Origin of the sequence: Pseudonocardia parietis, from assembly GCF_017876315.1 — a bacterium.
Lineage (GTDB): Bacteria > Actinomycetota > Actinomycetes > Mycobacteriales > Pseudonocardiaceae > Pseudonocardia > Pseudonocardia parietis.
Window position 1 is genome coordinate 538,595 of record NZ_JAGINU010000001.1, and the last position, 13,563, is coordinate 552,157.

The window sequence follows — 13,563 nt, forward strand, 5'->3', positions numbered from 1 at the left end:
GGGCGCTCTGGTCATGTCAGGGGAGCCACCCGGGAACACCCTTCCGATTCTACCCGCCGGGGCCGACAGAAACGTGGCCAGGACCCGCCCAGAACCGTCACAGACGGGCGAACGGCGTCCGGCGCGAGATCGGATGTGCCCGGGCGGGGCCGAACGGTGCGGCGGCCGTGTCATCTCGCGCTCACCGGCAGCGAGAGCGTCGCGGCCCGCGGAGAGTGGTTCACACCCGATCCGGGCGCTACCGGAGCGGTACGGCGCCGTGATGCGCTCGTTGCGCTTCCGACGTCGCGTGACCACGTCCGTCCGGGCGAACGCGATACCTGCTCACCCGGTCAGCCGTAGGTGTCGCGGGGTCCGCGCCCGCGGACGTGGCGCGGACCGTGCCGCCAGCTCGGGCCACTGGGCCCGACCACCCGGATCCGGCGCACGACGTCCGGCCCGACGGCGTCGGCCAGCCGGGTCAGCAGCTGACGCTGCAGGGTGCGGAGCTGGGAGGCCCAGGCGGTCGACTCGGCCTGCAGGGTCAGTTCGCCGTCGCGCAGCGAGACCGGGGTGCAGTGGTCGGCGACATCGGGCCCGACGAGCTGCGGCCAGCGGCCGAGGACGGTGGCGTCGGTCAGCCGCGACGACCAGCCGCGGTCCATCGACACCCGGGAGACCACCCGGCCGAACGGCTGCGGATCCCGCTGGTCCGGCCCGGCACCGGACCAGCGCCGGCGCCGGCCCTTGCCGGAGACCACCCGCAGGGTCGGACGAGCCTCCTCGGCCCGCTCGTCGGCCTTGCGGGCGGACACCTCGCGGGCGGCGCGCAACGCGTCCCGGGCGAGATCGGCGCCGCGCAGCCCGGCCCGTTCGCCGGCGAGCAGATCGCCCTGCTCCCCCGGGACTCCACCGCCCGTGACCGGTTCGTGACCGGCCCCCGCGGGGTCTCCATCCCCAGGGCGGGCGCCGTCCGGATCCGGGCGGCGGGCCCCTGTCCGGCGGTTACCGGTTCCGCGGCGACGGCCGTCCCCCGATGTTCCCGAGTTATCCACAGTATCCACAGCCTTGTCCCCAGATCGCCGTGACGTCGTCGAAACCTGCTCCGGCCCGCTCCGGTGCCACCGTCATCACGGCTCCGCCACCGGCGCGGCACCGGGCCGGACGACCTTCTGGTCCCCCACCGCGAACCGGACCCCGTCCAGCTCGGGCGGCACGTCCTCGCCGACCGCGGCGGTCACCAACACCTGCTCGGCCCCGGAGACCAGCTCGGCCAGCGCACGCCGACGGTCCGAGTCCAGCTCGGCGAACACGTCGTCGAGCACGAGGACCGGCTCGACGTCGTCGGCGTGCAGCAGCCGGTAGGAGGCCAGCCGCAGCGCCAGGGCGAACGCCCATGACTCGCCGTGGCTGGCGTACCCCTTCGCCGGGCCCTCGCCGAGCGCGAGCTCCAGCTCGTCGCGGTGCGGACCGACCAGACACACCCCGCGTTCGATCTCCTGCTTCCGGACCTCGGCGAGCCGCTCCAGCAACAGCGCCTCCAGGTCACCGGCCGACGACGGCAGCTCGGCCACCCCGTCCGTCCCCAGGCTCGAGCGGTAGTCCAGGCCGATCGGGTCGGACGAGGGCGCGATCCGGGCGAACGCGTCCTGCGCGTACGGCGCGAGCGCGACGACGAGCTCGCGCCGCCCCGCGAGCAGTGCCGCCCCGGTGCGGGCGAGGTGCCCGTCCCAGACCTCCAGGGTCGCGAGGTCGTCCGGGAGGTCCGGGTCGGCCGGCGCCGGACGGGACCGGCCGCGCGGGCCTCGCAACGCGGGCTTCGCCGTCTTGAGCAACGCGGACCGCTGGCGGAGCACCTTGTCGTAGTCCGAGCGCACCCCGGCGTACCGGGGGAACCGGGCGACGAGCAGCTCGTCGAGGAACCGGCGGCGTTCCGAGGGGTCGCCGCGCACCAGGGCCAGGTCCTCGGGGGCGAACAGCACGCTGCGCAGGATCCCCAGCACGTCCCGTGGGCGCGACACCGGCGACCGGTTCACCCGCGCCCGGTTCTGCTTCCCCGAGTTGATCTCCAGTTCGACGCCGAGCTTCCGGCCGTGGTGGTGCACCTCGCCGCGGAGCAGGGCCTGCTCCGCTCCTCGCCGGATCAGCGGCACGTCCGAGGAGACCCGGTGCGAGCCGAGACTGGCGAGGTAACCGATCCCCTCGACCAGGTTGGTCTTGCCGACGCCGTTAGCCCCGACCAGCACGGTGACGCCGGGCTCGAGCTCCAGCTCGGCCTCCGGCCAGGACCGGAAGTCGGTGACCGAGAACCGCCTGAGGTACACCGCGTGGTCAGCCTCCCGCCCCGGTCGATCCGCTGCCCGACGTGGGCCCTGCCTTGTCACCGGGGACACCGGACGGCCCGGAACTCTTCACCGCGTGCCCGCCGAACTGCTGGCGCAGCGCGGCGACCGCCTTCATCGCCGGGGACTGGTCCTGCCGGGAGGAGAACCGAGCGAACAGCGCCGCGGAGATCACCGGGAGCGGCACGGCGTGTGCGATGGCCTCCTCGATCGTCCAGCGGCCCTCGCCGGAGTCGTCGACCCACCCCTCGAGATCCGCGAGCTCCGGGTCCTGCTTCAAGGCGTCGACCAGCAGGTCGAGCAGCCAGGACCGGACGACGGTGCCGCGCGACCAGGCCTGGACCACACCGGGCACGTCCGTGATCAGCTCACTGGCCTGCATGAGTTCGAAGCCCTCGGCGTAGGCCTGCATCAGGCCGTACTCGATGCCGTTGTGGACCATCTTCGCGAAGTGGCCTGCCCCGACCGGGCCGGCATGCGCGAAGCCCTCCTCGCGCAGCCCCTCCGGCCGGAGCGCGTCGAAGATCGGCATGGCGTGCTCGATGTGCTCGGGCTCGCCACCCGCCATGAGTCCGTAGCCGTTGTCGCGGCCCCAGATCCCGCCGGAGACACCGCAGTCGACGTAGCCGATCCCGTGTGCGTCGAGCAGCGCGGCGTTGGGCCGGTCGTCGGTGTAGCGGGAGTTGCCGCCCTCGATCACCAGGTCGCCGGCGGAGAGCGTGGTGGCCAGGGTGGCGATCGTGTTCCGGGTCGGCTCGCCGGACGGCACCATCACCCACACCGAACGCGGCGCGTCGAGCGCCGCGGCGAGCTCATCCAGCGACGCGACATCGCTGACGTCGGGCCGGGGGTCGTAACCGACCACCTCGTGCCCGGCGGCACGCAGCCGCTCCCGCATGTTGCCGCCCATGCGACCCAGACCGATCAGACCGACCTGCACTCGGATGCCCCCTTTGTGTCACGCGCCGCAGGCCCCGCGCTCCGCGGGACACGGCGGCCCTCGTCGATCACGCCGGGGACGAGTCTTCCCCTCCGGCACCGGACCCGCCCGGCGGGGCCGGGTCGCCTCAGCCGGGCAGCCGGACCGGCATCAGCAGGTGCAGGTAGCCGGCCTGCTCCGGGGACGGGGCCTCCCCGGCGTCGTCGGTGGCGGGCTTGGGTACGGGCCGGACCAGCGCGGGCCGGTTCGGCGTGGTGAAGGTCAGCTGGGTCCGGTCGGTGTGCAGTGCGCCGAGCGCGTCGAGCAGGTAGCCCGGGTTGAACGCGATCGTCAGCGGGTTGCCGTCCAGCGCGCAGGGCAGCTCCTCCTCGGCCGACCCGACGTCGTCGCCGCCCGCTGCCAGGCGCAGACCGTCCTCGCCGAACTCCATCCGGATCTGGGCGACCCGGTCCGCGACCAGCGACACGCGCTTGATCGCCTCGACCAGCATCGCGACGTCCAGCTCGGCGGCGGTCGTGTGCTCGGACGGGATCAGCTGACGGAACCGCGGGAACTCGGCGTCGAGCAGTCGGCTGGTCGAGCGGCGACCGCCCCCGGTCAGGCCGAGCATGCCGTCGCCCGCGGACAGCGCGATCTCGACGGTGCCGGAGCCGGCGAGGGTCTTGGCCACCTCGGCGAGAGTCTTCGCCGGGATGAGCACCGCGGTCGAGATCGAGGTGTCCTCCGGGGACCACTCGAGCTCGCGGACCGCCAGCCGGAACCGGTCGGTCGCGGCGAGGGTCAGCTGGGATCCCTCGATCTCCAGCCGGACACCGGTCAGCATCGGCAGCGTGTCGTCCCGGCCGGAGGCGACGGCCACCTGTGCGACGGCGGCGGCGAGCGCGTCGGCCGCGACCGAGCCGGCCCGTTGCGGCATCTCGGGCAGCTGCGGGTAGTCCTCCACCGGCATGATCGGCAGGCTGAACTTGCTGTTGCCGCAGTTGATCGTCGCTCGGGAACCGTCGACCACCAGGTCGACCGGCTTCGACGGCAGCGCCCGGGTGATGTCGGCGAGCAACCGGCCCGAGACGAGCGCCCGGCCGGGTTCGCCGACGGTCGCGTCGAGCTCGACGCGGGCCGAGGTCTCGTAGTCGAAACCGGAGACGGTGAGCTTCTCGCCGGCATCGCCGTCGGACTGGATCAACACCCCGCCGAGGACGGGCACCGGCGGGCGGGCCGGGAGGCTGCGCGCCACCCAGGCAGCCGCGTCCGCGAGGACGTCGCGTTCGACCCGGAACTTCATCAAGAACCTTCCCCGGTAGCGCCTCGACCACGGCCGTAAGGCCGGGACGTGACGGGACGGCGGTGCTGGGCGGACCGGACTCCTCCCCCCGACGGTGGCGGGATCGGAACCCGGGGTTCGCCGGGACGCTCACGGTAGAGCCTCGCCCCGACAGTTTCCACGCCCACCCCGGGCGGTCGGCGGTCCGGTCCGGCGACACGGCGTGCCCGGATCGTGGGCTCGTCCGTGTCCCCTCCACACGCTTGTTCTCAAGAAGGAAAGAGAGAGAGGGAAAACCCGTAGTAGTAGTAAGTGCTGTGCACAGTGTGGATGGACGGCGTCCTCGCTGGTCAGCAGGCCGCGTCGACTGGGGATGGGGCGGTGGGGGCGTCGGTTGACAGGTCCCGGCTCCGGTGGACAGCTGACGTCCACCCCCATCCGTCCCCCGTTCATCCCGAGTTCACCACAGGGTTGTCCCCAGATTCGGGGTCCTCCGTCCACCGGCCCAGCGCGATCCATCCACAGAGTTGTCCCCAGATGTGGGTGGAAAAGTGGTGGATCGTGGACGCAGGGTGAGGGAGGTCGCTCCGCGACTCGCGCGCCGTCGTACCGGGAAGAACCCACATACGCCTCATCCGTCACCATCTGGTCGACGCAGGGTGACGAGTCGGCGGCCGGAGAGGACCACCCCGCCGGGTGACGAAGCGCCGAACGCCCGATACCGGACGCCGAACGGGCGCGTCGGGAACGACACGCAGGCGGCGCCACGCCGGACCCGATCGGTATCGCCGGTGCCGCCGCCCGGCCCGGGACCGTCGCTGCGCCGGCCCGCCGACGGCGGTACCGATCACCCCGGCCCGGTCCGGAACGCGCGGGAACGCGGATCTGGGCGCGGTTGACCGTGTGGGTGCGTCGGAATCGGTACCGGTGCGAGCCGTGACCGGGCGGATCACGGGTCTGCGGGGCCGCCCGGGCTGTGGAGAACGACGACGGAGCGGTGGATCAGTGCCGGGCGCGCAGCTTGATCCGCGCGGTCAGCTCCTGCACCTGCTCGAAGGTCTTCCGCCGGAGCGAGATCTCGTTGCGGATCTTCTTGTCGGCGTGCATGACCGTCGTGTGGTCCCGCCCGCCGAACGTCTGACCGATCCGGGGCAGCGACAGGTCGGTCAGCTCGCGGCACAGGTACATCGCGATCTGCCGGGCCTGGGCGAGCGCCTTGGTCTTGCCGGGGCCCGAGAGCTCGTCGAGGGTGACGCCGAAGAACTCGGCGGTGACCGCCATGATCGTCGGCGCGGTGATCTCCGAGGCCGCCGAGTCGGGGATGAGGTCGCGCAGCACGATCTCGGCGAGCTGGGTGTCGACCGCCTGCCGGTTCAGCGACGCGAACGCCGTGACCCGGATCAGCGCGCCCTCGAGCTCGCGGATGTTGCGTTCGATCCGCTCCGCGATGAACTCCAGGACCTCACCGGGGACGGCGAGCCGGTCCTGCGCGGCCTTCTTCCGGAGGATCGCGATCCGGGTCTCCAGCTCGGGCGGCTGGATGTCGGTGATCAGTCCCCACTCGAACCGGGTGCGCATCCGGTCCTCGAGCGTCTCGAGGCGCTTGGGCGGCCGGTCGGAGGAGACGACGATCTGCTTGTTCGCGTTGTGGAGGGTGTTGAAGGTGTGGAAGAACTCCTCCTGCGTCCCCTCCTTCCCCTCCAGGAACTGGATGTCGTCGACCAGCAGCACGTCGACGTCGCGGTAGCGCCGCTGGAAGGCGACCTTGCGGTCGTCGCGCAGCGAGTTGATGAAGTCGTTCGTGAACTCCTCGGTGCTGACGTAGCGCACCCGCATACCGGGGAACAGCCGCTGGGCGTAGTGCCCGACCGCGTGCAGCAGGTGGGTCTTGCCCAGCCCGGACTCGCCCCAGATGAACAGCGGGTTGTACGCCCGCGCCGGCGCCTCGGAGACGGCGACCGCGGCGGCGTGGCTGAACCGGTTCGAGGCACCGATGACGAAGGTGTCGAACGTGTAGCGCTCGTTGAGGCGGGTCTGCGAGCGCGGCGCGACCGGGTCACCGGCCTGCGGCGCGGTGTAGGCAGGCCAGGCGGTACCGCCGTTGTCCCGGGACGGGGGCTCCGCCGACGCGGACGGCGCGGGTGCCCAGCCCCCGGTCGACGACGGCGCCGGGTCGGCCGGGTAGGCACGGTCCCGCTCGCCGCGCGCCGGTGCGTCGTCGGGGGCCTCGTCGTGCGGGGTGGCGTCCGCGGGCCCCGCTCCCGATCGCCCGCCGTCCGCGCGGGGGGCGACGTCCGCGGCAGCACCGGATCCCTCGACCGCCACGGAGCCGCCGGCCGGGCGGTCGGTGTCGCGGGCGTTGCCGGTGTCCCGGGCGCTGTCCCCGGCGGAGGCCGTGCGTGGCAGGCCGTACCCGGGCGGGTCGGGCACCTCGGTCCCGCCGGAGGCGGCCGAGGCGTCGACGACGACGGCGAGGTTGACCGCGACACCGAGGTGGCGGCCCAGCGCGTCGCTGATCGGCCGGCGCAGGATGCGCTCGATGGCGTCCTTGGCGAACTCGCTCGGAGCCGCCAGTAGCGCGGTGCCGTCGAGCAGGCCGAGCGGGCGGGTGAGGCGGAGGAACGCGCGTTGCTGGGGGGACAGGGCGGGAGTGCCCGACTCCGCCGAGGAGCCCGACAGGTCGGCGATGACCCGGTTCCAGACCGCGCCGAGATCGCCCGGCTGGTCGGTCATCGCTGGTTCCCCCTACTGTTCGGCCGCCGTACGCGGCTGCTCCTTCCGGAGCACGCCACCGTTCTCCGGACGGACGCGTCCGCTACTACCAGGAGTCGAAGTATCCCCAGAGTTGTCCACACTTGTGCGTAAAGGTACGCAGCAGTCCCCACCCGGGCCTCAGTGGGGCTCCGGGTGGTCTCGTGTGCGGGAATCTCGGTCCTGGTGCGGACGGTCGTCACGACCCGCCGGTGAGAGGCGGGATCGGCGACGCTAGCAGCCTTCCCCGAGACGGCCGTCCGGCGGGGAGACGGGACGAGCCGGGGGCGGTTTGACCCCCTGAAAACGCGCTGCGTACCCTTGACCACCGGACACTGGTCGGGAGGGGCGTGTCGCGCCCGTCCGTCACGGCTTCGGCGCTCGCACGTGGGAGCCGGTGCGGCGGCCGGTGACCCACGAACCCGTGCCAGTGAAGTAGAGACCTCGGCGTCGCAGGGCGCCTGCGAGCAGCCGACCAGGAGTGCCCACCGTGAGCAAGCGTACTTTCCAGCCGAACAACCGCCGCCGGGCCAAGGTGCACGGCTTCCGGCTGCGCATGCGCACCCGCGCCGGCCGCGCGATCCTCGCCGCGCGCCGCCGCAAGGGGCGCAACGCCGTCTCGGCCTGACCGGCCGGCGCCCCAATCGGCCCGCGCCGTGCTGCCGGCACACGCCCGGCTCACCCGCCGGCCCGAGTTCGCCTCGACGATCCGGCGTGGACGCCGCGCCGGCCGGTCGCGGCTGGTGGTGCATCTCGACCTGACCCGCCCCGGCGGTGTGCCTGAGCACGCCTCGCCGAGGGCGGGTTTCGTCGTGAGCAAGGCAGTCGGCAACGCGGTCGTCCGGCACCGTGTCAGCCGGCGCCTGCGGCATCTGGTGGCCGGACGGCTGGACACACTCCCGCCCGGAGCCGCCCTGGTCGTCCGGGCGCTGTCCCCGGCGGGTGACGCCTCGTCCGCCGAGCTCGGTGCGGACCTGGACTCGGCGCTGCGGGCGGCCCGCCGCCCCCGTCGGCCGAGACCCGCGCAGGACGGCCCGCGATGAGCCGCCCGAGGACGCCCGTCGTCGAGGAGGACCCGGTGAGCGAGAAACCCACACTCGGTGCCCGGGCCGCGGTGGCCGCCGTCCGCTGGTACCAGGTCTGGATCTCCCCGAACCTGATGCCGAGCTGCCGCTTCGCGCCGAGCTGCAGTGCCTACGCCGTCGAGGCCCTCACCGTCCACGGCGCGATCCGTGGCCTCGGCCTCACCGCGTGGCGGCTCCTGCGCTGCGCACCGTGGCACCCTGGCGGATGGGATCCGGTACCGCCGCGGCGCAGACCGAGACGTCGCGGCTCCGAGCCCACCGGAACGGGCCCGGAGCCGACGTCCACCGACCCGTCCCGAACCGAAGGCCTCTAGAGCGGCGCGGACCGCCGGACAGCGGACCGACCCGAGACCCCGAGGAGCAACACACCCGTGCTGGACTTCATCTACTACCCCGTCAGCTTCATCATGTGGGTCTGGCACAAGGTGTTCGGCTTCGTGCTGGGCGAGGACAGCGGTATCGCCTGGGCACTGTCGGTGGTCTTCCTGGTCTTCACCCTGCGGCTGATCCTCTACAAGCCGTTCGTCAGCCAGGTCCGCTCCATGCGCAAGATGCAGGAGATGGCGCCGGAGATGCAGAAGCTCCGGAAGAAGTACGCCAACGACCGGCAGAAGCTCGCCACGGAGATGCAGAAGCTCCAGCAGCAGAACGGCGCCAACCCGATCATGGGCTGCCTGCCGATCCTGGTGCAGATCCCGGTCTTCATCGGCCTGTTCCACGTGTTGCGCGAGTTCAAGCCCGGCAAGACCGAGAACTACTTCTTCGACGCCGCCGAGAACGCCTCGTTCGTCGAGTCCAGCTTCTTCGGCTCCAAGCTCGGCGCTGCGATCTGGCCGCTGCAGAACACGTCGTCGGTCGCGGAGGTCGGCGGGAACCTGGTCTCCCAGTGGATCGTGATGATCCCGCTGATGATCATGGCCGGTGTCTTCACGCACATCACCGCGCGGCACTCGGTGGCTCGCCAGCAGGCCCAGATCGCGGCCGGCACCGTCGCGGCGAACCCGCAGGCCGAGATCATGCAGAAGCTGATGCTCTACGTGTTCCCGATCGGTGTCGTGGTCGGTGCGCCGTTCCTGCCGCTGGCGGTCCTCTTCTACTGGGTCGCGAACAACCTGTGGACCCTCGGCCAGCAGTGGGTCGTCTACAAGCGGATCGACGCCGAGGAGGCGGAGAAGGAGGAGAAGGCCGTCGAGTCGGCCAAGGCCCTCGCACCGCGCCCCGGCCAGAAGCCGGTCCGCAAGGACGGCAAGGGTTCCACGAAGGACGTCCGCGACATCGCCGACGAGCCGCTGGACGACGACGAGGCCGCGACGGGCACCGACGGGGCGTCGGCCGAGACCACCGGCTCCCCCGGCACGAGCACCGCCAACGGCGTGAGCGCGGACGGTTCGACCCAGAACGGTTCGACCCAGAACGGTTCGACCGAGAACGGTTCGTCCAAGAACGGCTCGAAGCCGAACGGCTCGAAGGCCAACGGTTCGGCCCAGAACGGTTCGACGAAGGGCAGCTCCGCCAAGAACGGTGCGAAGAAGCCGGGTGCCAAGCCGGTGCAGCACCGCCAGGGAGCCAAGTCCAAGCGCGGCAAGCGCCGCTGATCTCGACCCGCGCGCCACGACGGCCCCGGCGGCCCCCCGACCGCCGCGCGGGCCCGGCGCTGCGAACCCGCGTACCGCAAGCGAGAGGAGAGCACGTGCCCACCACAGCGAAGGACCCTGCCGATGGTGCAGAGGTGCAGGACAAGGCGTCCGGTGAGGACCTGCTGATCCAGGAGGGCGACGTCGCCGGCGACTACCTGGAGCGCCTGCTCGACATCCTGGACTACGACGGCGACATCGACCTCGACGTCGAGGGCGGTCGCGCCATCGTCAGTATCGAGGGCGCCGAAGGCGACGCCGACCTGCAGAAGCTGGTGGGTGAGAAGGGCGCGGTCCTGGAGAGTCTGCAGGAGCTCGCCCGGCTCACCGTCCAGCAGCAGCTCGGGAGTCGCAGCCGGCTGATGCTGGACGTCGCCGGTTGGCGCCAGCAGCGCCGGGACGAGCTGACCGAGATCGGCCTGGACACGGCCAACGAGGTCAAGTCGTCCGGCGAGTCCGTCCGGCTCCGTCCGATGACCCCGTTCGAGCGCAAGGTCGTCCACGATGCCGTCGCGACGGTGAAGGGCGTCACCAGCGAGAGCGAGGGTGAGGAGCCGCGCCGCCAGGTCGTCGTGCACAAGAAGTGAGTGCCGAGGGGACCGCGGACGCCGCGGGCACGGACGCCCGGCGGGGGGACCCGCCTCCGGAGGTCGCCGCGACGGTGTTCGGTGAACGGGTCGGCCTGGCCGCCCGCTATGTCGAGCACCTGGCGACCTCCGGGATCGAGCGCGGGCTGATCGGGCCGCGGGAGCACGAGCGTCTGTGGGACCGGCACGTCCTCAACTCCGCGGTGCTCGCCGAGCTGGTACCGCCCGCCGCGAAGGTCGTCGACGTCGGCTCCGGAGCGGGCCTGCCCGGGATACCGTTGGCGCTGGCCCGCCCGGACCTGCGGATCGTGTTGATCGAGCCGTTGGCCCGGCGGGTGGACTGGCTGGACGAGGTGATCTCCGACCTGGGACTCGACATCGCCGTCGAGCGGGGGCGCGCCGAGGAGCCCGCGGTTCTGCGACGATGGGAGGGCGCCGACGTGGTCACCGCGCGGGCCGTCGGGCCGCTCGCCCGGCTGGCGGGCCTCTGCCTGCCTCTGCTGCGGCCGGGTGGTGCGATGCTGGTGCTCAAGGGGGCCTCCGCCCCGGACGAGATCGCGCGCGATGCGACCGCGGTCCGGGCACTGGGTGGCGGCACCGCCAGGATCCACGAGGTCGGTGCAGGCGTCGTCGATCCCCTGACCACGGTGGTCGAGATTCCACGCATCGGCGCGCCCCGCCCCAAGCGCAGGAAGGAACGGCGATGATGAGCTGGACACCGTCCTCGGCTGTTCCACGTGAAACGTCGGCACGGGATTCGAGGGAGAGAGGGCCGCGCGTGAGTCTCGGTTGGACCCCCATCGCAGACGAGGCCGAGAGGGCCGCCCGCGTCCTGCACCCCGACGACCACGGCATGCCGCGGCCGGCCGAACGACGTGTCATGGGCGTCGCCAACCAGAAGGGTGGCGTCGGGAAGACCACCAGCACCGTCAACCTGGCGGCGGCGCTCGCGATGCACGGGATCCGGGTGCTCGTCGTCGACCTCGACCCGCAGGGCAACGCCAGCACCGCGCTCGGTGTCGAACACCGGACCGGGACGCCGTCGGTGTACGAGGTCATGCTCGGCGAGATCGCGCTCCGTGAGGCGGTCGTCGCCAGCTCGGCGTCGCCCAATCTGCTCTGCCTTCCGGCCACGATCGACCTCGCGGGCGCGGAGATCGAGCTGGTGAGCATGGTGGCTCGCGAGTCGCGGCTCGCCCAGGCGCTGCACGACGAGGCGCTGGCCGAGCTGGACATCGACTACGTCCTGATCGACTGCCCGCCCTCGCTCGGACTGCTCACGGTGAACGCCCTGGTGGCGGCGTCCGAGGTGCTGATCCCGATCCAGTGCGAGTACTACGCGCTGGAGGGTCTGGGGCAGCTGCTGTCCAACATCGACCTGGTCCGGTCGCACCTGAACACGTCGCTGCACGTGTCGACGATCCTGTTGACCATGTACGACGGCCGGACCAAGCTGGCCGACCAGGTCACCTCCGAGGTGCGTCAGCACTTCGGCCCGACGGCGCTGCGGACCGTCATCCCGCGCAGCGTGAAGGTCTCCGAGGCGCCCGGCTACAGCCAGACGGTGCTCGCCTACGACCCCGGCTCGCGCGGCGCGACGAGCTACGTCGACGCGGCCCGGGAGATCGCCGAGCACGGCGCCACCGGTGCATACCGTCCGAACGGTCGTTGACACACATGGCAGAGGTCCTCTGATGGTAGAGCGCAAGGGCGGCCTCGGCCGTGGCCTGGCCGCGCTGATCCCCACCGGTCCGGCCGAGACCGGCTCGCAGCCCACGGGTCCCGGTGCCCCGTTGCACCGACCGGCTCCGGCGGTACAACGTGACGACGCCGAGTCCGACACCTCCGTGGTCGACGGCGGTGCCGAGTACCGCGAGATCCCGCTGGACCGGATCGTCCCCAACCCGAAGCAGCCGCGGAGTCAGTTCGACGACGAGCAGCTCGGCGAGCTCGAGCACTCGATCCGCGAGTTCGGGCTGCTGCAGCCGATCGTCGTCCGGCGGGCCGGCCACAGCTACGAGCTGATCATGGGCGAGCGCCGGTGGCGCGCCGCCCAGCGGGCCGGTCTGGAGACACTGCCGGCGATCGTCCGGCACACCGCGGACGACGTCATGCTCCGCGACGCGCTGCTGGAGAACATCCACCGGGTTCAGCTCAACCCGCTGGAGGAGGCGGCCGCCTACGAGCAGCTGCTCGCCGAGTTCGGCGTGACGCACTCCGAGCTCGCCGATCGTCTGGGGCGGAGCCGTCCCGTCGTCACGAACATGATCCGGCTGTTGAAGCTGCCGGTGACCGTCCAGCGGCGCGTCGCCGCGGGCGTCCTCTCCGCCGGGCATGCCCGGGCACTGCTCGGCCTGGAGGACGCCGGGCAGCAGGAGGACCTCGCCACCCGCATCATCGCGGAGGGCATGTCGGTGCGTGCCACCGAGGAGGCGGTCGTCCTCGCCCGCCAGGACGGGCCGCCCGGTGAGCGTCGCGCCCGCCGGCGGGCCGAGCCGCGGCCGGAGTTCACCGAGATGGCCGACCGGCTCTCCGACACCTTCGACACCCGGGTGAAGGTGGAGATGGGACAGCGGAAGGGCCGGATCGTCGTCGAGTTCGGTTCGGTCGAGGATCTGGACCGGATCACCGGGATGATGGGCCTCCGCGAGCAGGGCTGAGCGCGTGGCCACAACTCCCCTCCCCCGCCGATGTCTGCGCGTGCGGACCGGCTTCGGGTGCGACGTCCCTCGATCCCGGCGAGATGATCCCGTCGGGAGCGGCGATCTCAGGGCGCTCTTGTTCGTCCGCTGACGGCTTTGATCACTGACTCCCGGGTCATCCGGCCGCGACGGGCTTTGTGGCGCTCTCCGGTCGAATGAGGGCTATTTCCGAGGGATTGCGCTGTGCAGGGTTCCGTGGGTCGGCTAAATCTATTGCAGAGTGAAACAATGGGCTTCTGCGAGCGGCCGGAAGCTTCACCGACGCGCGAACAGGGTCCGGCG

At 72.0% G+C, this 13,563-nt stretch carries 13 protein-coding genes; 8 read left to right on the forward strand and 5 right to left on the reverse strand.

Annotated features, from left to right (window positions below):
- Positions 1 to 332 precede the first annotated feature (332 nt).
- From JOF36_RS02625 to dnaA, 5 genes are all read right to left on the reverse strand, one after another.
- A complete protein-coding gene (locus tag JOF36_RS02625; protein WP_307862180.1) occupies positions 333 to 1,043 on the reverse strand; it encodes a DciA family protein in 711 nt (236 codons plus the stop codon).
- A gap of 66 nt (positions 1,044 to 1,109) precedes the next feature.
- On the reverse strand, positions 1,110 to 2,303 hold the full coding sequence (gene recF / locus JOF36_RS02630; protein WP_210024838.1) for a DNA replication/repair protein RecF: 1,194 nt from the start codon (positions 2,301 to 2,303) through the stop codon (positions 1,110 to 1,112).
- Positions 2,304 to 2,310: 7 nt separating this feature from the next.
- A complete protein-coding gene (gene gnd, locus JOF36_RS02635) occupies positions 2,311 to 3,261 on the reverse strand; it encodes a phosphogluconate dehydrogenase (NAD(+)-dependent, decarboxylating) (protein WP_210024839.1) in 951 nt (316 codons plus the stop codon).
- Positions 3,262 to 3,388: 127 nt separating this feature from the next.
- Positions 3,389 to 4,543 (reverse strand): DNA polymerase III subunit beta, encoded by a 1,155-nt coding sequence (gene dnaN, locus JOF36_RS02640; protein WP_210024840.1) that lies wholly within the window; start codon positions 4,541 to 4,543, stop codon positions 3,389 to 3,391.
- 981 nt (positions 4,544 to 5,524) lie between these two features.
- Positions 5,525 to 7,255, reverse strand: coding sequence for a chromosomal replication initiator protein DnaA (gene dnaA / locus JOF36_RS02645; protein ID WP_210024841.1), 1,731 nt, complete (start codon positions 7,253 to 7,255; stop codon positions 5,525 to 5,527).
- A 508-nt stretch (positions 7,256 to 7,763) separates the two neighbouring features.
- Here dnaA and rpmH point away from each other — a divergent pair.
- From rpmH to JOF36_RS02685, 8 genes are all read left to right on the forward strand, one after another.
- Positions 7,764 to 7,901, forward strand: a complete 138-nt coding sequence (gene rpmH / locus JOF36_RS02650; protein ID WP_210024842.1) for a 50S ribosomal protein L34 — start codon at positions 7,764 to 7,766, stop codon at positions 7,899 to 7,901.
- A 28-nt stretch (positions 7,902 to 7,929) separates the two neighbouring features.
- Positions 7,930 to 8,316, forward strand: a complete 387-nt coding sequence (gene rnpA / locus JOF36_RS02655) for a ribonuclease P protein component (RefSeq protein ID WP_210024843.1) — start codon at positions 7,930 to 7,932, stop codon at positions 8,314 to 8,316.
- A 35-nt stretch (positions 8,317 to 8,351) separates the two neighbouring features.
- Positions 8,352 to 8,672, forward strand: coding sequence for a membrane protein insertion efficiency factor YidD (yidD, locus tag JOF36_RS02660; protein WP_307862181.1), 321 nt, complete (start codon positions 8,352 to 8,354; stop codon positions 8,670 to 8,672).
- A 57-nt stretch (positions 8,673 to 8,729) separates the two neighbouring features.
- Positions 8,730 to 9,953 carry a membrane protein insertase YidC gene (gene yidC, locus JOF36_RS02665; protein WP_210024845.1) on the forward strand — a complete coding sequence of 408 codons (1,224 nt, stop codon included), beginning with the start codon at positions 8,730 to 8,732 and terminating at the stop codon, positions 9,951 to 9,953.
- A 95-nt stretch (positions 9,954 to 10,048) separates the two neighbouring features.
- Positions 10,049 to 10,579 carry a Jag family protein gene (locus JOF36_RS02670; RefSeq protein ID WP_210024846.1) on the forward strand — a complete coding sequence of 177 codons (531 nt, stop codon included), beginning with the start codon at positions 10,049 to 10,051 and terminating at the stop codon, positions 10,577 to 10,579.
- Positions 10,576 to 11,286, forward strand: coding sequence for a 16S rRNA (guanine(527)-N(7))-methyltransferase RsmG (gene rsmG, locus JOF36_RS02675; protein WP_372447358.1), 711 nt, complete (start codon positions 10,576 to 10,578; stop codon positions 11,284 to 11,286). Before JOF36_RS02670 ends, rsmG begins: the two co-directional genes overlap by 4 nt.
- 71 nt (positions 11,287 to 11,357) lie before the next feature.
- A complete protein-coding gene (locus tag JOF36_RS02680) occupies positions 11,358 to 12,251 on the forward strand; it encodes a ParA family protein (protein WP_307862182.1) in 894 nt (297 codons plus the stop codon).
- A 22-nt stretch (positions 12,252 to 12,273) separates the two neighbouring features.
- Positions 12,274 to 13,239, forward strand: a complete 966-nt coding sequence (locus tag JOF36_RS02685; RefSeq protein WP_210024847.1) for a ParB/RepB/Spo0J family partition protein — start codon at positions 12,274 to 12,276, stop codon at positions 13,237 to 13,239.
- Positions 13,240 to 13,563 lie beyond the last annotated feature (324 nt).

Coding starts and splice junctions, on each gene's coding strand:
- JOF36_RS02685 (WP_210024847.1), top strand. CDS start 12,274: ATGGTAGAGCGCAAGGGCGGCCTCGGCCGTGGCCTGGCCGCGCTGATC.
- dnaN (WP_210024840.1), bottom strand. CDS start 4,543: ATGAAGTTCCGGGTCGAACGCGACGTCCTCGCGGACGCGGCTGCCTGG.
- dnaA (WP_210024841.1), bottom strand. CDS start 7,255: ATGACCGACCAGCCGGGCGATCTCGGCGCGGTCTGGAACCGGGTCATC.